Origin of the sequence: Vibrio sp. 1562, assembly GCF_033340155.1 — a bacterium.
Taxonomy (GTDB): Bacteria; Pseudomonadota; Gammaproteobacteria; order Enterobacterales; family Vibrionaceae; genus Vibrio; species Vibrio alginolyticus.
On record NZ_JAWOVY010000024.1, the window covers coordinates 26,013 to 46,774 of the forward strand.

The following is a 20,762-nucleotide window of genomic DNA, read 5'->3' on the forward strand; positions in this document are numbered from 1 at the left end:
CATCACCTCTCATCGAATGCGTCTTCGATAGCCGACATAACCGGCTTCGCTGCGTATTCGATCACCCGGCGTGAACCTGTTTTCACGTCTGCGGTAAACTCCATATAAGGGGACAGCTTGTATTGTGTGCCTCCGCGCTCTAGATAGTTTTGACTGATTTGGATTTCCGCGAGATAGAATTCAGCGTCTTCTTCTTCATAAGAAGAACGGCTGATCGATGCAATTCGACCTTCCAAAAATCCGTATTTGGCAAAGTTGTAGGTATCCATCTTCACTTTGACCGCTTGTCCGATTTCTACAAAACCCATGTCTTTACGCGGGATCTTCGCCTCTCCGTGAAGGGCGTTATTGATCGGTGCAATGTCCGCGATGCTTTCACCTGGCGGTATCACAGCGGAGCGGAAATTGAAGTGCACTTTATCTACTACACCGTCAATAGGGGCGTAAACCACGAGGCGATCCACTTTATCTGAGTGTTGAGGACGTAATATACGTTTCAACTTTAAGTCCTTGTTTGCTTGAATGATTTGTGCTTGATACTCGGCATTACGATTCTCCACCAAGTCTCGGTACTGCTTCTCTAGTTTGTCGAGTTGGAAGCGCTCATTCATGACCGACTCATCAAGGTTTTCAATCTCACGCACCATGTTTGACTCTTGAACCTGCATATTCAGAACATCGACGTAAGACGCCATTTCCTCTTTGTACAAGGTGTTCTTAATATTGAGCTGCTTGCGTATCAAGGAGAGCTGGTTCTCGGAGCTTTTACGGCGCTTGAGCATTGAATCAATAAGCGAATTCTTATGTTGGATATCGTGAGTGATCAACTCTTCATTGGAACGGTTTTTAGAAAATTCTTGCTGCCAGGTATTCATGTTGACTTGCACTAATTCTGGGTACTTTTCGATGTAGGCAGAAAAATCGGGTTCCACCATATCGCGCAGGCTTTCGTAACGAATCTTGTCTAGCTCAAGCTGAATGATCTCTGTGTTTACCGTATCGAGTTGAGTGTTTCTATCCAGAGAGCGAAGGCGTGCAATAGGCTGACCTTCGTAAACTACTTCGCCTTTGCGCACTAGCATTTCTTCTAGAATACCGCCTTCAAGGTGTTGCACTTTTTCGATGTCAGATTCGAGCAATAGCTCACCGCGCACCGACACCACAATGTCGATACGAGCCTGAGATGCCACGGCGATAGCCACCATGGAAAGCAAAAAGATAACCAGCAAGGTTTTGTGTACGCTGGTCATTGCACTGGCTAGCACGATTGTATCGTCTGTTGTTACCTTCGAAGCTTCGTTGTTCGAAACGAGCGCCTTTTTGAGGTGATGTTCTATTTGCTTATTGCTCATGAGCCACCCCTACGATTCACTACCTGTGCGGCTATCGATTGAATTTTCGATTTTTAACAGCTGGCTAATTTGTTTGTTTACGTTGTTAAGCTCGGTTTTAACATCCTCGATCAATTCATTAGGAGCAGGGAAATGGTGTTTGTTTAAGTGTTCAAGCTTTGCCAATTTTGGTGGTAAGTCGTCATCACATAACAAGACGAGAATGGTCTTTAGTCTTTTTGAATAACATCTGAGTGCTTCAAAACGGTTTTGTTTATGCAGCATCTCAATATCAATCCCTGCGTCACTGAAATCTTGGTAAAAATCGCCTAATAGCAATTGCAGCCCTTTATGGCTGTTGTCGACTGAGCGCAACAGATTTGTCATATTTATCATTATCCCACCGCACTAATTGCTTTAATGACAACAAGTAAGGATCTTTATACTGGGTTTTCAAATTTTTTTGTTTTTATGGAACTCGAAAGGTATGAAAAAAGTTGTATAAAAAAGTTGGTTTCTAAAAATGGTGTCCTTTACTGCCTCTAAATACGATCAGTTAGCTAAAAGCAACGGAGGCTGTAATGGCAGGCGACACTAATCAAGAAAAAGACAATGAAAAGCTTAACGATGCGGTAGAGCAAACAGAAACGAAGGATACGGGGACAAAAGAAGAAAAACAGCAGTCGACCGTCTCTTCGACTGTAGCGACCGGTGCTGAAAGCGCAGATGCTGTTGATGAAGCCAATCGTGCGATGGAAGAAAATCCTAGTGGCGCGGGTACGGAAGAAGAAGCAGTGAGCTCGGGTGGCGCAGTTCAAGAAGAGGATACTGAAAGTAGCAGCGACTCTGACGCTGCACAATCCAATGTTGTTGATAGTGTAGCTTCTAGCGGAGAATCAGGTGACGAGGCTCTGGGCAGCGGTGGTTCGGATTCTGGGGCGGGTGCCCAAGCGGTCGGTGGTGGTGATGCCTCTGGCTCTGAAGGTGGTTCGGACGCAGAAGGCAATGAAGCGCAAGGACAAGCGGTACAAACTTCATCTGCGCCAAGTGCTTCTTCAGACTCTGAAGGTTCTCAAGGTGGTGACGAGCTAGATTCAGAAACCACTGAAGAGAGCTTCGCGGTGGATGTACAAGACACCAGCGAAGAAACCACGACGCAAGTAGAAGACGATTTCGACTCCGAAACTACGAGCGAAACGTTCCAAATTAAAGTCGAAGGTGAAAATGACGCGCCAGAAGTAGGGCAAGATCTGGCATACATCATGGATGAAGATGGCACCATTACCTTCACGCAAGAACAACTTCTCGGGTACGCGAGTGATGTTGATGGCGATGATCTTGCCGCATTCAACGTGCAAGTGGGTGCTAATGCATCCGTTGTGGATAATGGTGATGGCACTTATACCGTCACACCTGATACTGATTTTAATGGTGAACTCGGCTTAACGTTTGATATCAGTGATGGTCAAGAAACCATTTCTAGCTCGATTGATTTAACTGTTCGTCCAATCAATGACGCACCAGTGCCTGAAGATAAAACCTTTGAGATTGAAGAGGATGGCACGCTGATCTTTACGGACGCAGACCTGCTCAGTGGTGCAACGGATATTGAAGGCGATAACCTAACGGTTGAGGGCGTAAGCTACGACGGTGGTGACGGCATCCTGACCGACAACGGTAATGGGACCTACACTTTTGCGCCAAATGAAAACTTCAATGGCGATGTGAACTTTAGCTTTGATGTGTCCGATGGCACAGATACGGTTTCTGCCAACATTGATGTTAACGTTACGCCAGTTGATGATGCGCCAGTATCTGGCAATCTTGCTTACTCAGTGGATGAAGATGGCTCGATTCGTTTGAGCCAAGAACAGTTGTTGTCGCAAGCTTCTGACGTGGAAGGCGATGCACTGACGGCTTCTAACCTTTCGGTAGATGGCAACGCGACGGTGACTCAAAATGACGATGGTAGCTTCACCATCACGCCGGACGCAGATTTCAACGGTGATATCGACATTAGCTTTGATATTTCAGATGGCACGAATACCGTTCAAGCAACCGCTGACCTAACCGTTAATCCAATCAACGATCTGCCTGTTCCTCAAGACCAACAATTCAGTGTGGAAGAGGACGGCACGCTACAATTTACCGATGCGGATCTGCTTGCAGGTGCGACCGACATTGAAGGCGATGACCTTTCTGTAACGGGAATCAGCTACGAAGGAACCGACGGCGTTCTAACTGACAATGGCGATGGCACGTATAGCTTTGCGCCAAATGAGAACTTCAACGGTGATGTAAACTTCAGCTTCGACGTATCTGATGGCACAGATACAGTTTCAGCGAATGTGGATGTGAGCGTTACGCCGGTGAATGATCCTCCTGTGGCTGGTTCAACGTCTTACACGGTTCACGAAGACAACTCTATTACCATTTCTGACGCGCAACTGTTGGCAAACTCTTCGGATTTAGAAGGGGATGTATCGATTGATAGCGTGAGCTACTCTGGCAGCGATGGTGTGTTGCAAATCAATGGTGACGGTACGTACACCTTCTCTCCAAATGAAAACTTTAATGGTGAAGTGACGCTTGATGTTGTCGTCGCTGATGAAGAAGGCGCAACGGATGTCACCACTGCTGGCATTACAGTACTGGAAGTGAACGATCCACCAGTCGCTGGACCAACTTCTTACACTATTGATGAAGATTCAGTTCTGACGTTTAGTGAGTCGCAAGTGCTGTTGAATGCCTCTGATGTGGAAGGCGATGTAGAGCTTGTTGGCATTAGTTACGATGGGCCGGATGGCATTTTCACCGTTAACGATGATGGCACGTGCAGCTTCGCGCCAAACGAGAACTTTAACGGACAAGTTCAACTTGATGTCACCATTCGAGATGAAGATGGAGCAGAAGTTGATACCGTCATCAATGTGAATGTATTGCCAATCAATGATGCGCCAGTATCGGGTGATTTGGCTTACAGTGTTGATGAAGACGGTGCGATTACACTCAGCCAAGAGCAACTTCTTTCTCAAGCGTCTGATATTGAGGGCGATGACCTGACTGCTAGTGATTTGACGGTGGATGGAAACGCAACCGTTACAGCGAACGATGATGGCAGCTTCACGATTACACCAGATGCGGACTTTAATGGTGACATTGATATCCAATTCAACATTACGGACGGCACAGACACTATCCAAGCAACGGCAGATCTAACGGTTAATCCGGTTAATGATCTTCCTGTTCCTCAAGACCAGCAGTTTAGTGTTGAAGAAGACGGCACGCTTCAGTTTACTGACGCAGACCTGCTTGCAGGGGCGACCGACATCGATGGCGATAACTTAACGGTTGATGGCATTAGCTACACAGGCAGCGATGGTGTGCTGACTGACCACGGCGATGGTACTTACACCTTTGCACCAAACGAAAACTTCAACGGCGATGTCAGCTTTAGCTTTGGTGTTTCTGACGGCACTGAGACCGTACCTGCCAATGTGGATGTGAGCGTCACTCCAGTGAACGATCCTCCGGTTGCGGGTTCAACGTCTTACACGGTTGATGAAGATAATGCGATTACGATTTCCGACGAGCAGCTTCTGGCTAACTCTTCGGATGTGGAAGGCGCGGTGTCCATCGATAGCGTGACCTATTCAGGCACCGATGGCGTATTCCAAGACAACGGTGACGGTACTTACACCTTCATGCCGAATGAGAACTTCAGTGGTGATATCAGCCTTGATGTGATTGTGGCGGATGAGCAAGGTGCGATTGACGAAACGACCGCAGGCATTACCGTCATTGAAGTGAATGATCCTCCAGTTGCCGGTCCAACGTCTTACACGATTGATGAAGATTCAGTACTGACATTCAGTGAGTCACAAATTCTTGCCAACGCATCTGATATTGAGGGCGATGTAGAGCTTGTTGGCATCAGCTATGAAGGCTCGGATGGTATCTTTACCGTCAATGGTGATGGTACTTGCAGCTTTGCACCAAACGAGAACTTCAATGGTCAAGTTCAGTTGGATGTGACCATTCAAGATGAAAATGGGGCAACCGTTGATACGCACATCAATGTCGACGTATTGCCAATCAACGATCCACCAGTATCGGGTGATTTGGCTTACACCATCAACGAAGACAGCTCAATCACGCTAAGCCAAGAGCAGCTGCTTGCCAAAGCGGGCGATATTGATAGCGAGAACCTTGAAGCCATCAATCTATCGACAGATGACAACGCGACGATTCAATACAACGATGATGGCAGCTACACCATCACACCGGATGAAAACTACAACGGTGACCTAGATCTGACCTTCGATATCATTGATAACGATGGCGGCTCGGTACAAGTTGGTCTGGATATTACGGTTAATCCTGTGAATGACTTGCCACAAGCGCAAGATCAACAGTTCACGGTAGAAGAAGACGGCACCTTGCTTTTCACGGATGCAGACCTATTGGAAGGCGCATCGGATATTGACGGCGATGATCTGTCTATCGAAAATGTTCTCTACACAGGTGCGGACGGCGTGCTTACCGATAATGGTGATGGCACTTACAGCTTCGCGCCGAATGAGAACTTCAACGGTGATGTTCAGTTCACATTCGATGTGTCTGACGGCACAGGTTCAACACCAGCATTCATTGATGTCAGCGTGACACCAGTGAACGATCCACCGGTGGCAGGTTCTACGTCTTACACGGTTCAAGAAGATGGTCAAATCACCATTAGTGACGAGCAGTTGTTAGCCAACTCTTCTGATGTGGAAGGCGACGTAGCCTTGGCGAATGTTAGCTACTCTGGTAACGACGGTAGCTTCGTGGACAATGGCGACGGCACATATACCTTTACGCCAAATGAGAACTTTGACGGTAACATTTCGCTCGACGTTACGGTTATTGACCAAGATGGTGCAACGGATACAACAACCGCAGGCATCGATGTTATCGCGATGAATGACGCACCAGAAACGTCAGGCATTCAAGCTGAAGTGGATGAAGATAATGCCATCACCATCACGCAAGAACAGTTGCTTGCGAATGCGACAGACATTGAAGGTGATGACCTTGTTGCCAGCAATCTACAAACCAATGACCCAGATGCGACGATCGTAGCCAACGATGATGGTTCTTTCACCATTACGCATACGGAAAACTTTAACGGTGAGTTGGACTTCACTTACAACATCAGCGATGGCGAAAATGATGTTCTGACCACGTTGGATCTGACCGTTAATCCTGTCAACGATGCGCCAGAAGCGGGCGACGAGATCTTTATTCAAGCAGAAGAAGATCAAACCGTGGGTGTTTCTCTGCGTGAAGAGCCTGCGTTACGTCTCGACCAAGCCCCTGAAAACGGCATCATTGAAGCAAATCTAAATGACGAATGGGTACAGCTAGAAGTCGGGCAGGAGGTGCCTGCAGATACGGAAGTGCGCTTCATTCCAAATGATGACGCATTGGCAAACGGTACGCACACGAGTCAAATTGGTACCTTTGATGACAACGCTAGCCTCGATGATTGGGGTACTGCTGTTGACCCTTACACACGTGAGTTTGTTGATGGTGATTTGAAAGTTACCGTTCAAAGTAATGATGACCCACTCGGTGCGTGGAATGGTAAAACACACATCGGTCACGGTATTGGTGATACTGACCGTCAAGGCTTGAGTGGTGATGAAAAACTGACTGTGAGCGTTGAAGGTCAAGACATCAACGAAATCAGCTTCCACCTAGACGGTCTAGGTGGCTGGTTTATGGAAGAGTCTCGCCACTTTACCGAAGTCGAAATTCGTGCATTCAACTCCGATGGTGACTTGATCGACTCGATGACTTACCACAAAGAAGATCGTGGTAGCTATGAGACGGATTACACCCTAACGGTGAACGAGCCAGTGTCTTACTTTGAGCTAGGAACAATTCAAGGTAACGGTACTTACGTGGTTCAAAACATGACGGTATCGCAAACTTGTCATGATGAAGCAGTGTTCACATCTATTGGCGTGGACGGCACGGAAATCACGGAGACGGTAGAACTGAATATCCGAGAAGGTGACAGTGAAATCGAACTGACCGCTGACTTGCCAAATGTGACCATCGATACCGAAGGTTCTACGCAGTTTGCCTCTGTGGTTATCACAGAAGAGCAGCTTCTCGCACAAGCGAGTGATATCGATAGCGATGTTCTTGATATTCAAAACCTAGAGCTGGTGGGGGATAACGCGGAGCACGCTACGTTAACTGACAACGGCGATGGTACATGGACAGTCACACCAGATGAGAACTTCTACGGTGAGATTGAGCTGGGTTACCAAGTTACGGATGGTGAACTCACTGACGACAACATCATCAACATCAACTTCGAAGCAGTAAACGATGCGCCAATCGTTTCTGGTCCGATTGTGTTGTCGACTGATGAGGATGTGGGCATTACGTTTAGCGCGGACGATCTGCTTGCCAATGCAAGTGATGTGGAAGGCGATGCGCTGTCTATCTCTGATATCTCTTACAGCGGTGATAACGGTGAGCTTGTCGACAATGGCGACGGCACTTACACCTTTATGCCGAATGAAAACTTCAATGGTGAAGTCGATATCGATTACAAAGTCTTCGATGGCACCGATGAAGTCGATACCCATCTAGATCTGACCGTTATTCCGGTCAACGATGTGCCAGTTCCTGGTGCACCGCTGCATACTCAAATGCTAGAAAACGGCACCATCATCATCGAAGCAAAAGACCTGTTATCAGGTGCGACCGATGTGGATGGCGACATTCTTCATATCGAGAATCTACTGCTTGTTGACCAGTCACAAGGTACGTTGACAGACAACGGCGACAACACCTTTACCTTCGAGCCAACTTCGAACTTCTACGGTGAAGTGAACCTGACCTTCGATATCAGCGACGGTCAAGCAAGTGCACCAAGCACTGCGAAGATCGATGTTGAGATCGTCAACGAAGGTCCAGAGGTCAGCGGTCCTGTTGATGCGGTCGTTGATGAAGATGGCTCAATTACCATCACTCAAGAAGACTTGTTAGCGAACGCGACGGACGTGGATGGTGACAACCTTGAAGCGGTGAACCTGTCGACCAACGATCCTAATGCAACCATCGTTGAGAACGCTGATGGTAGCTTCACGATTACGCCTAGTGAAAACTTCTTTGGTGAAATCGAATTTACTTATGACGTAACTGACGCGATCGAAACCGTCGCCGCGGATCTAAACCTCACTGTTAACCCAGTGAACGACCTGCCAGATGTACCTGATTTGTCCTTCACCACAGAAGACGGTGAAGCCATCACGATTACTGAAGCAGAGCTGCTGGCTCAAGCGACGGACATCGAAGGCGATGACTTATCTGTTGTGAACGTGACGAGCTCAAGCGATACGGTTCAAGTGACAGACAATGGCGATGGCACCTACACGTTAACGCCAGAGCAGGGCTTCTTTGGTAATGTTGACCTCACGTTTGATGTGAGTGATGGCACCGATGTGGTGGCGGCAAACATCGACTTGAAAGTTGAGTTCGTCAACGACGCACCAGAAGCAGCACCAATCGTGGCAGACGTGGACGAGGATGGTTCTATCCTCGTGACACAAGAAATGCTGCTTGAAAACGCCAGCGATCAAGATGGTGATGACCTATACGCAACGGCACTAGAAACCAATGATCCGAATGCCTCTATCGTGGATAACGGTGACGGCACCTTTACCGTTACGCCTTCACAGCACTTCAATGGAGACATAGAGTTTACTTATGAAGTAAGCGACGGTGAATTGAGTGTTGCCAATGAAATGACGTTGACGGTGAACCCAGTCAATGACATTCCAATTGTTGCGCCTGGCATGTACCACATTGAAGAGGATGGCAGCATCCTGTTCACGCAAGAAGATCTTCTAAGTGGCGCGATTGATATTGATGGTGATGACCTCACCGTTACCAGCATTAACTACTCGGGTGATGAGGGTACTGTAACGGACAACGGTGACGGTACATTTAGCTTCGTACCAGAAGAGCACTTCAGTGGTGACTTGCAGTTCAGCTTTACGGTTTCTGACGGTACTGATGAAGTTGAGCAAGACATTAATGTCCATATCGAAGCCGTGGCAGATGCGCCAGACCTAGTCATCACTGATGGCGATGGTCGAAACGTGGATGACCAAGCGATCTTGGTTGAGCCAGGCGGTATTGTTGAAGTGAACATCGCCGCAGCATTGGTTGACCAAGACTTGTCAGAAACGCTGACTGTGACCGTTGATGGTGTTCCTGAAGGTTCGGTGATCAGCTACGACAACGAAGGGGTACTTAACGATCAAGACAACGGTATCACCAGTTTCAACGATACTGAAATCACGGTTACGTTTGAAGGTGAAACCGCGGGTTACCAAAATACAGCGGGTTACTACAAAGTCGATGAAGATGGCAACATCACGGGCGTTGAAGTGGTGTACGAAAACGCCTCTCAAGTTGGCGGCGGCGGTGACCTCGTTCCGGGACAAGATCAGTTCAGCTTCCAAATCTCGGAAGGGGAAAGCTTCAACCTATTCTTGATTCCTAACGGTCATAACTTCAATGACTTTGCGTCCATGCAAGATGGTCAGTACGAGTTCCGTGCAGCAGATGGCTCTCCTGCGAACATGGATACAGTTGACCCACAACTCGTGTTTGTTGGCGCTGATGGTTCTGAAACCGTGATTCAAAGCCAATTCGGTGATGCTGTCTTCCATGGTGGTTCAAGCTCAGAGCTGAACCAAGATGGTATTGAACATACCCGAACTACTGTGAACGAAGACGGTGAACTGGTTTACGGCTTTGAAGATCTCTACGGTGGCGGCGATGCCGATTACACCGACTTCAACTTCACCATTGATGTCGGTGAAGTGAACAGCCAGATCTACAGCGGTGAAGTGACAGTCGGTCCAGATGGTTCTGTAACGCTTCCAACCACAGCAATTGAACAAGAGCTACAGATTCAATTGCCAGAAGACTTTAACCAACAGCTAGAAATCAATGTAACGGCAACGGCAACAGAGCTATCAAATAATGATTCTGAAACCGTTTCTCAAACCATCTACGTCAATGCAACAGGTGCCCACATTGAACATGCGCCTGAAGCATTGCCTGTTTCAGCGATGGTTGAAGAAGATGGTTCGATCCTAATTACGCAAGAAGATTTACTCGCTAATGCGCGTGACTTGGATGGAGACCAACTGACAGCACTGAACTTGGCAACGGATGATGAAAACATCACCATTACAGACAATGGCGACGGTACTTACACCTTAACGCCAGATGCGGACTTTAATGGTTATATCACCTTTACGTTCGATGTGTCTGACGGCGATGATGTTGTCTCAACCAACCTTGAGTTATTGGTGTCACCAGTTAATGATGCGCCTGAACCACAAGATCAAGCGTTCACTGTTGGTGAAGATGGTGTGCTGACCTTTACTGATGCGGATCTGCTAACAGGCGCTACCGACATTGAAGGGGATGACCTATCTGTTGAGGGCGTCACTTACACAGGCGCAGACGGTGTTCTTACTGACAATGGTGATGGCACCTACAGTTTCGCACCAAACGAGAACTTCAATGGCGACGTGAACTTCACTTTCGATGTTTCCGATGGCACGGATACCGTGACGGCAAATATCGATGTAACAGTTACGCCAGAGAACGATCCACCGGTGGCAGGCAGTACGGCTTACACCGTTCATGAAGACAATTCGATTACCATCAGTGACGAGCAGCTATTAGCGAACTCATCGGATATTGAAGGCGATGTGTTGATTGATAGCGTGAGCTACAGCGGTAACGATGGTGTCCTGGAAATCAACGGTGATGGTACTTACACCTTCTCACCAAACGAGAACTTCAGTGGCGAGGTGAGCCTAGATGTTGTCGTTGTCGATGAAGAAGGTGCAACGGACTCTACCACTGCTGGCATTACTGTGATTGAGGTAAATGACCCACCAATCGCAGGTCCTACTGCATACACTATCGATGAAGACCAAGTTCTAACCTTTAGTGAATCGCAAGTGCTACTGAATGCTTCGGATGTTGAAGGGGATGTTGAGCTAGTAGGCATCAGCTACGACGGTCCAGATGGTATCTTCTCAGTAAACGGCGATGGTACTTGTAGCTTTGCACCGAATGAAAACTTCAATGGTCAAGTGCAGTTGGATGTGACCATTCGTGATGAAGACGGTGCAGAGGTCGATACTTACATCACAGTCGATGTCTTACCAATCAATGATGCACCAGTATCGGGCAACTTGGCTTACAGCGTCGACGAAGACAACTCAATCACGTTGAGTCAAGAGCAGCTTCTTGCTCAAGCATCGGATGTAGAAGGCGACGCATTAACCGCATCTAATCTAGTGGTTGATGGCGATGCAACGGTTACGGCAAACGACGATGGTAGCTTCACTATCACGCCAGATGCGAACTTTAATGGCGACATTGATATCACGTTCGATATCAACGACGGCAGCGATACTATTGTTGCAACAGCGGACCTAACCGTTAACCCAGTTAATGATTTGCCGCAGCCAGAAGATCAAGCGTTCACCATTGGTGAAGATGGCGTGTTGACCTTCACTGATCAAGACCTATTGGATGGTGCAACGGACATCGATGGCGATGACCTCTCGATTGAAGGCGTCACTTACACAGGCGCAGATGGTGTCCTAACTGACAATGGCGATGGCACTTACAGCTTCGCGCCAAACGAGAACTTCAATGGCGACGTGAACTTTACCTTCGATGTTTCTGACGGCACGGATACCGTGACCGCGAATATCGATGTGACAGTCACTCCAGAGAACGATCCACCGGTGGCAGGCAGCACGTCTTACACAGTGCATGAAGACAACTCGATCACCATCAGTGACGAGCAGTTACTGGCGAATTCATCAGACGTCGAAGGAGATGTCGCGGTTGATAGCGTTAGCTACAGCGGCACAGATGGTGTGTTCCAAGACAATGGTGACGGTACGTACACCTTCTCGCCAAACGAGAACTTCAATGGCGAAGTGAGCCTAGATGTTGTCGTGGTCGATGAAGATGGTGCGACGGATTCGACTACCGCAGGTATTACAGTACTTGAGGTGAACGATCCACCAATTGCAGGCGCGACCAGCTACTCAGTGAACGAAGACGAAGTTATCACCATTAGCTCTGAACAGCTATTGGCAAATGCTTCTGACGTTGAAGGTGAAGTTGCGATTGATAGCGTCAGCTACAGCGGCTCCGACGGTATCTTTACCGATAACGGTGACGGCACATTCAGCTTCGCACCAAACGCCAACTTTGATGGCGATGTTAGCCTAGATGTTGTGGTTGTTGATGAAGACGGTGCAACTGCGTCAACTAATGCAAACATCGATGTATTGCCAATCAACGATGCGCCAGTATCGGGCAACTTGGCTTACAGTGTCGATGAAGACAATTCAATTACGCTTAGCCAAGAGCAGCTTCTTGCTCAAGCATCGGATGTAGAAGGGGACGCGCTAACCGCGACTAACTTAGTGGTTGACGGTGATGCAACGGTTACGGCAAACGACGATGGTAGCTTCACTATCACGCCAGATGCGAACTTCAATGGCGACATTGATATCACGTTCGACATCAATGATGGCAGCGACACTATTGTTGCAACGGCGGACCTTACTGTTAACCCAGTTAATGATTTGCCGCAGCCAGAAGATCAAGCGTTCACCATTGGTGAAGATGGCGTGTTGACCTTCACGGATCAAGACCTGTTGGATGGTGCAACGGACATCGATGGTGATGACCTATCGGTTGAAGGTGTGAGCTACACTGGCGCAGATGGTGTCCTAACCGACAACGGTGACGGCACTTACAGCTTCGCTCCAAACGAAAACTTCAATGGCGACGTGAGTTTTACCTTCGATGTTTCCGATGGTACGGATACCGTGACCGCGAATATCGATGTGACAGTCACACCTGAGAACGATCCACCGGTTGCGGGCAGCACCTCTTACACAGTGCATGAAGACAACTCGATCACCATTAGTGACGAGCAGTTACTGGCGAATTCATCAGACGTCGAAGGAGATGTCGCAGTTGATAGCGTTAGCTACAGCGGCACAGATGGTGTGTTCCAAGACAATGGTGACGGTACGTACACCTTCTCGCCAAACGAGAACTTCAATGGTGAAGTGAGCCTAGATGTTGTCGTGGTAGATGAAGACGGTGCGACGGACTCAACCACCGCTGACATTACTGTTCTTGAGGTGAACGACCCACCAATCGCAGGCGCGACCAGCTACTCCGTTAACGAAGATGAAGTCATCACCATTAGCTCTGAGCAGCTATTGGCGAATGCTTCTGACGTTGAAGGTGATGTCGCGATTGATAGCGTCAGCTACAGCGGCTCCGACGGTATCTTTACTGACAACGGCGACGGTACATTCAGCTTCGCACCAAACGAAAACTTCAACGGTGATGTTAGCCTAAATGTTGTCGTTGTTGATGAAGACGGTGCAACTGCGTCAACCAATGCAAGCATCGATGTATTGCCAATCAATGATGCGCCAGTATCAGGTGATTTGGCATACAGCGTGGATGAAGACGGTTCTATCACGCTAAGCCAAGAGCAGCTTCTTGCTCAAGCCGGCGACGTGGATGGCGATGACCTAACTGCATCCAACCTCACTGTTGACGGCAATGCGACCGTTGTTGCGAATAATGACGGCAGCTTCACTATCACACCGGATGCGGACTTCAATGGCGACATTGATCTGAGCTTCGACATTACAGACGGCGATGCGACCATTCAAGCCACTGCCGATCTGACTGTGAACCCAGTGAATGACTTGCCAACGGTTGGTCAGCCACAGTTTGTTACGCAAGAAGACACCAGCTTCACCTTCACCGAAGAGCAACTGCTGCAAAATGCAGGTGATATCGATGGTGATAACCTAACGGTTGAAAACGTTGCTTCTGACAGCGGTACTTTGGTTGATAACGGTGACGGCACGTACACCTTCGCTCCGAATGAAAACTTCGATGGCAACGTCAACGTGACGTTTGATGTCAACGATGGCACCGTAACGGTTCCTGCAGAAGCGAACATTGATGTTCAATCTGTGGTTGATATGCCAGAGTTGTCGATTGCTTCGGACTTGGTAATTGCCTCTGATAACTTCGAGTCTGGCTCGAACGGTTGGAACGCGAATACTGAAAGTTCACAAGGTTTCGAAACAGGCGACATGCTGGGTCGTATTGGTGGCACTGGCGGTGATGAAGCGGTCAGCAAAACCTACGATATCCCAAGCGATGTCAATGAAGTGAATATCTCGTTTAGCTTCTACGAAATCGATTCTTGGGATGGCGAGTCGTTCCAAATCTTTGTCGGCGGCGAACAGCTAACCACCTTGGAGAACTCCGCGTTCCGTACTCAAGATGGTACGACAACGCTTTACGACTCAGATGGTAATGAAGTGGGTGAAGTGATCCACGGAGCCTCTCAACGTGAAGGCTTCAGTGGTTGGAACGACCAAGCACACCAAGTGAACTTAACCGTTCCGGTGGAAGACGGTCAGCTTCAGTTAGGCTTTGGTTCTACGCTAAACCAAAGTATTCCTGACGAGTCATTCGGCATCGACAACATTGAAATCACGGTAGCGGACGCGGATTACCAAATCATTGGCACCGAAGATACACCAGTGCCGCTTGATATCGATGCAGCGTTAACCGATACCGATGGTTCAGAAAACCTCTCTATCTTGATTGAAGATGTGCCAGAAGGCAGCGCGCTATCAGCGGGTGTCGATAATGGTGACGGCACTTGGTCACTACAACCGGGCGAGCTAGAAGGGCTAGAGTTTATTCCTTCTGCGGACTTCAATGGCGATGTGACGCTAACCGTGAATGCAACCTCTACAGATGTGGATACCGGAACCACGGCAACAGCAACGCAAGATGTGACGATTCATATCTCGCCAACCAATGATGCACCAGAAGTGACGGGTGATATCAGCGCAGTCACTGCCGAAGACAATAGCATTACGCTAACTCAAGAGCAGTTACTGGAGCACGCTGTTGATATCGATGGCGATGACTTAAGTGCAATCAACCTGAGCACCAATGATGAAAATGCAACGGTTGAAATGAATGAGGATGGCAGCTTCACCATTACTCCGAGCGAGAACTTCTACGGTGACATCGAGTTCACCTACGATGTGACTGACGGGGAAGAAGTGGTTGCTGCTGGCCTCGACTTAACAGTAACACCAGTCAATGATGCTCCAGAGCCACAAGATCAAGCGTTCACCGTGGGTGAGGATGGTATTCTTACCTTCACAGATGCAGACCTATTAACAGGCGCGACGGATGTAGAAGGTGACAACCTAACCGTTGAAGGCGTGACTTACACAGGTGCAGACGGTGTCCTAACCGACAATGGCGATGGCACGTACAGCTTCGCACCAAACGAGAACTTCAATGGCGACGTAAACTTTACCTTCGATGTTTCCGATGGCACGGACACCGTGACCGCGAATATCGATGTGAGTGTGACGCCAGAGAATGATCCACCAGTGGCAGGCAGCACGTCTTACACAGTGCATGAAGATAACTCGATCACCATCAGTGACGAGCAACTACTGGCTAATTCGTCTGATATCGAGGGTGATGTTGCGATCAGCAGCGTGAGTTACAGCGGTAACGACGGTGTGCTAGAAATTAATGGCGATGGTACTTACACCTTCTCTCCAAACGAAAACTTTACAGGCGATGTTAGCCTTGATGTTGTCGTGGTTGACGAGGACGGCGCGGTTGATACAACAACAGCGGGTATTACCGTTCTTGAGGTGAACGATCCACCAATCGCAGGCACAACCAGTTACACCATTGATGAAGATGAAGTTATCACCATCAGCGCAGAACAGTTGTTGGCAAACTCTTCCGATATTGAAGGTGAGGTAGTACTAGATAGCGTGAGCTACAGTGGCAGCGAAGGTATCTTTACCGACAATGGTGATGGTACGTTCAGCTTTGCACCAAACCAAAATTTCAATGGTGAAGTGAATCTTGATGTTGTAGTCGTGGACGAAGATGGTGCGACCGCTTCGACGACGGCAAACATTGATGTTCTGCCAATCAATGATGCTCCGGTATCGGGTGACTTGGCTTACAGTGTCGACGAAGACAACTCAATCACGCTAAGCCAAGAACAATTGTTGGCACAAGCAACGGATGTAGAAGGTGATGCACTAACCGCTTCCAACCTAGTGGTTGACGGTGATGCGACGGTTACGGCTAATGACGATGGTAGCTTTACTATCACGCCTGACGCGAACTTCAATGGCGACATTGATATCACGTTCGATATCAATGATGGCAGCGATACTATCGTTGCAACGGCTGACCTAACGGTTAACCCAGTCAATGACTTGCCGCAGCCGGAAGATCAAGCGTTCACCATTGGTGAAGATGGTGTGTTGACCTTCACTGACCAAGATCTGCTTGATGGCGCAACGGATATCGATGGTGATGACCTATCGGTAGAAGGTGTCACTTACACTGGCGCTGATGGTGTCCTAACCGATAACGGTGATGGGACCTACAGCTTTGCTCCAAACGAGAACTTCAATGGTGATGTGAACTTCACTTTCGATGTGTCAGACGGTACGGATACGACCTCTGCCAACATTGATGTGAGTGTGACGCCGGAGAACGATCCACCTGTGGCGGGCAGCACGTCTTACACCGTACATGAAGACAACTCGATCACCATCAGTGACGAGCAACTACTGGCTAATTCGTCGGATATTGAAGGCGACGTAGACATCAGTAGTGTGACTTACAGTGGCAACGATGGCGTCTTCCAAGACAATGGTGATGGTACGTACACCTTCTCTCCAAACGAGAACTTCAATGGTGAAGTGAGCCTTGACGTTGTGGTTGTCGATGAAGACGGTGCGACGGATTCAACCACCGCAGGTATTACGGTACTTGAGGTGAACGATCCGCCAATCGCAGGTGCGACAAGTTACTCTGTCAATGAAGACGAAGTCATTATCTTCACGGAAGAGCAACTGCTAGCGCAATCAAGTGATGTGGAAGGTGACGTGAGCCTAGAAAGCGTCTCTTACAGTGGTAGTGACGGCATTCTAACGGCGAATGACGATGGCACTTACAGCTTCGCACCAAATGAAAACTTCAACGGTGGCGTAAGCCTAGACGTAGTCGTCGCTGATGAAGACGGTGCAACTGCGACAACCAACGCGAACATTGATGTATTGCCAGTCAACGATGCTCCGGTATCTGGCGACTTGGCTTACAGCGTCGATGAAGGCGGTTCAATCACATTGAGTCAAGAGCAGTTACTGGCTCAAGCGGGTGACGTCGACAGCGATAATCTAGAAGCGGTGAACTTAACCGCGGTAGCCAATGCAACCGTTGTTGAGAACCAAGATGGTAGCTTTACGATTACGCCTGACGCGAACTTCAATGGCGATATCGACCTAAGTTTCGACTTGATTGATAACGATGGTGCGAGCGTGGAAGTGGGCGTCGACCTAACGGTGAACCCAATTAACGATGCGCCGCAATCAACGCCAGTGAATATTGCTGGCACCGAAGATACCACCATTCTTATTACGCAGGACATGTTGCTTGCTAACGCGACAGACATCGACAACACCTACGATGAACTGTCTGCTGTCGACCTAGTGATTGATGAGCAATACGGTGACTTGCTAGACAACGGTGATGGTACTTGGTCATTCACTCCGGCTGAGAACTTCAATGGTGATGTGCCAATGTCGTTCGGCGTCAGCGATGGTGATTTAGTTACGCCGGTTGAAGGCAATCTAAACGTCGAAGCGGTTAACGATGCACCAGAAGCGCCAACCATCCAGATGCAAGGCGAAGAAGATGTGGTCATGGTGATTGACCCAGCTTACATCGCTGATCAAGTTACGGATCTTGATGGTGACGAAATCAGCGTAGAAAGCATCACGGTTCGTGCTCCTGCAAACGCGACATTAACCCAGCAGCCAGATGGTATGTACCACTTGGTGACCACTCAAGACTTCAATGGTTTGGTGGAACTGGGCTACACCGCGACGGATGGTGAAGAAGTGGTTGAAGGCTCGTTGAATGTGGATGTCATCCCAGTCAACGATGCTCCATTCAATGTGGGTAATGCCTTTATGGCAACCGACGAGGATGGCGCATTCACCTTCGACGCTGGCGACTTGATGAACTTGTTCGGCGATATCGACACTGAAAACCTAGTCGTATCACGCATTATCACCGCAGAAGGTGAATATGGTGGTGAGGTAACGGACAACGGTGACGGTACTTGGACATTCACACCGACTGGCGATTTTGCAGGGGTTTCTGACTTGCAAGTTGTGGTAAGTGACGGTGAGTTTGAGACGGTACTTGATGTACCAGTGTTTGTTCGCCCTGTTGCCGATGGCGCAGTCATCACAACCGACCATGATGGTCCGTTAGTCTTCGGTGAGGACGAAACAGGTCACCTAGGCTTGAATGTCGGTCTGATCGACGATTCAGAAACGCTAAGTAACCTAGTGATGACTGGTTTCCCTGTTGGCTTCGAAGTTACGGATGGTGTGAACACCGTTACCATCACGGAACCGGGTCAATACATCGACTTGAACGAGTGGGATATCTCAGACCTGCAAATGACGCCTCCGGCTGACTTTAATGGCGAGTTCTTCGTAACCGTGACCGCAACAACGGTGGATTATGGTGACGAGCCAGAAGAGTTCGAAGATGGCATCGATTCAGGTGACTTCGAAACCTTAGCGGGTGAGCCAGTTGTACTAACCGCAGATGACCTAATCGGATTGGCAGAGAATGTGGACGCTGACGCGGGTGATGAAGTGAAATTCGTTCACCTAGCTGATCGCAGCCAAGGTGAAATTGTCGATAACGGTGATGGCACATGGACATTCAATCCAGCACCAGGCTTTACGGGTGAAGCGGATATCGCTTACGTGATTGATAAAGACGGTGTGCTTCATGATGAGCAAACAGGCGTGGTCGTGAAAGAAGACGCACCACAAGAGAATGCTTCACCAGAAATCGACAGCATTTCTACCACAGAAATGGCAGCGGATGGCACCTTGTCGTTCACCAATGATGACATGCTATCGACCTTGAGCGATGCAGAAGGCGACAGCTTGAGCATTGAGTCAGTGAGCCTAATGGAAGGTCAAGGTGTGATAGAGACCGATAACCAAGGTAACTACCAATTCACACCAGCAGAAGGCTACACCGGAGATGTTCAAGTTGGCTTCATTGCAACTGACGGTGAAAACCGCATTGAGAGCTTCTTCAATGTCGACATCCAAGGTGAAGGTGAAACCACAACCAGCGAAGGCTACGCACTGGCTGATGATGGTTCACTAACACTAACGGAAGCGCAGTTGATTGATGAACTTGGCATTAGCCCTTCTGCAGAAGTGTTGGATGTCGCCGATGCAAACGATGCTGGTTTCTTTGCGAAATCAGGTGATGAAGAGTGGACATACTGGCCGAACGATGACTTCGATGGCAATTTGGCTATGGATGTTCAGGTCAACGACAATGGTGAAGTATTGACTCAGAATCTGAGCATCCAAGTTGCGGACGATTCAGCGCAAAGCGACGAGCCACAAATCCAAACTGCTCAAGCATCAGCAGAGCAGCAAGTTGGCGAAGCGCAACAGCCTGAAGAGCAAGCAGCAAACGGTGCAGACAGTGAAGAGGAGAGCGCAGCTGATGTGACTGCAGCACCAGGCGATACTATTTCTATCTCGGTTCCAGATGAGGTCAGTGGTAACGAATCGGTGGATTATGCAGAAATGTCCGGTCTACCTGATGGTGCATCGGTAAGCAACGCACTGGATAATGGCGATGGTAGCTTCACATTAAGTGGCAACCTCAACCAACCAGTATCAGTTGACCTACCAGAAGGTTACGAAGGTACGAGCGAAATCCAATTCCAAGGTTACGACGAATTGGGCAGCGCAGTAGAAGGTGCGAGTGGCACAGTTGAAGTTGAAGTCGATGATCAATACACCATGCAAGGTTCTGCTCAAGATCAGCAACCAGATATGGCGGGTATGGAATCTGGCGGCAGCGACTGGACAAGTGCAGGAGGTCAAGATCAAGGTGTTGACTTCACGGATGACTCTGGCAGCTTCGACTCGGATACTCAAACGGGTACTGACCAAGGCAACGATTTCGATCAAAGCTCAATGTAACCAGTCCTAGACGAGGGCAGTGTCATTGCTGCCCAAACCAAAGCCATGCAGAGCCTACTTTGCATGGCTTTTTTGTTGGGCTTCTTTCTATGAGCTCTAGAAAAAAACTTGGAAATTGAAAAAAGTATTCTTAGCTAGTTTATACCCAAGTAACCTCGAGATGTTAGGTTCA

General features: G+C 48.5%; 3 protein-coding genes. 1 reads left to right on the top strand and 2 read right to left on the bottom strand.

All coding sequences use genetic code 11. The annotated features are described in order from the left end of the window. Positions 1-2: 2 nt before the first annotated feature. Together R7Z49_RS19720 and R7Z49_RS19725 are read right to left on the bottom strand one after the other, a co-directional pair. Positions 3-1,352, bottom strand: a complete 1,350-nt coding sequence (locus R7Z49_RS19720) for an HlyD family type I secretion periplasmic adaptor subunit (RefSeq protein ID WP_005375593.1) — start codon at positions 1,350-1,352, stop codon at positions 3-5. A gap of 9 nt (positions 1,353-1,361) precedes the next feature. Further along, positions 1,362-1,730, bottom strand: coding sequence for a hypothetical protein (locus R7Z49_RS19725; RefSeq protein ID WP_031777210.1), 369 nt, complete (start codon positions 1,728-1,730; stop codon positions 1,362-1,364). A 182-nt stretch (positions 1,731-1,912) separates the two neighbouring features. Between R7Z49_RS19725 and R7Z49_RS19730 the strand changes: the two genes are divergently transcribed. Beyond that, a complete protein-coding gene (locus R7Z49_RS19730; protein ID WP_318111945.1) occupies positions 1,913-20,590 on the top strand; it encodes a tandem-95 repeat protein in 18,678 nt (6,225 codons plus the stop codon). Positions 20,591-20,762: the final 172 nt, after the last annotated feature.

Excerpts from the sequence above, each read along its gene's own strand:
- R7Z49_RS19720 (WP_005375593.1), bottom strand. The coding sequence starts at position 1,352 with ATGAGCAATAAGCAAATAGAACATCACCTCAAAAAGGCGCTCGTTTCG.
- R7Z49_RS19730 (WP_318111945.1), top strand. The coding sequence starts at position 1,913 with ATGGCAGGCGACACTAATCAAGAAAAAGACAATGAAAAGCTTAACGAT.